We start from the raw sequence: 602 nt of genomic DNA on the forward strand, positions 1-602 counted from the left end.
CAGGTTCTGCTGGCCCGTCCCCACCAGTTCGGCGGCGACGGAAATCGCATACACGCCCCTCCCCCGGTCCTCGGCCTGCCCCATCGGGCACCTCCAAAATCCTTCCAAAATCAGGCTTGCCCTGATCCATTCATGGTGCTATAAGAAATATATACCAGCCACCATAGATCGGCTGGGTTGACAACAAAAACTTCGATCCGCAAGGAGTGACACACCATGCTGATGCGAACGGATCCCTTCCGTGAACTCGACCGGCTCGCCGAGCAGGTGCTCGGCACCACGGCACGGCCGGCGGCGATGCCGATGGACGCCTGGCGCGAAGGCGAGGACTTCGTTGTCGCCTTCGATCTGCCCGGAGTCAACGTGGACTCGGTGGACATCGACGTCGAACGCAACGTCCTGACTGTCAAGGCCGAACGCCCGGACCCCGTCGGCGAGGGCACCGAAATGATTGCCTCCGAACGTCCCCGCGGCATCTTCAGCCGCCAGCTCATCCTCGGCGACGCGCTGGACACGAACGGTGTCAAAGCAAGCTACGACGCCGGAGTCCTGACCCTGCGCATCCCGGTGGCGGAGAAAGCAAAGCCGCGCCGCATCGAAAT

At 62.5% G+C, this 602-nt stretch carries 1 protein-coding gene; it reads left to right on the top strand.

The features are described 5' to 3' along the window. Positions 1-216: 216 nt before the first annotated feature. Positions 217-602 (top strand): Hsp20 family protein (locus BMF89_RS02065; protein WP_078105431.1); only part of this gene is annotated, 386 nt, incomplete at its 3' end.

This window comes from Arthrobacter sp. SRS-W-1-2016 (genome assembly GCF_002009585.1).
GTDB lineage: Bacteria > Actinomycetota > Actinomycetes > Actinomycetales > Micrococcaceae > Arthrobacter > Arthrobacter bambusae_A.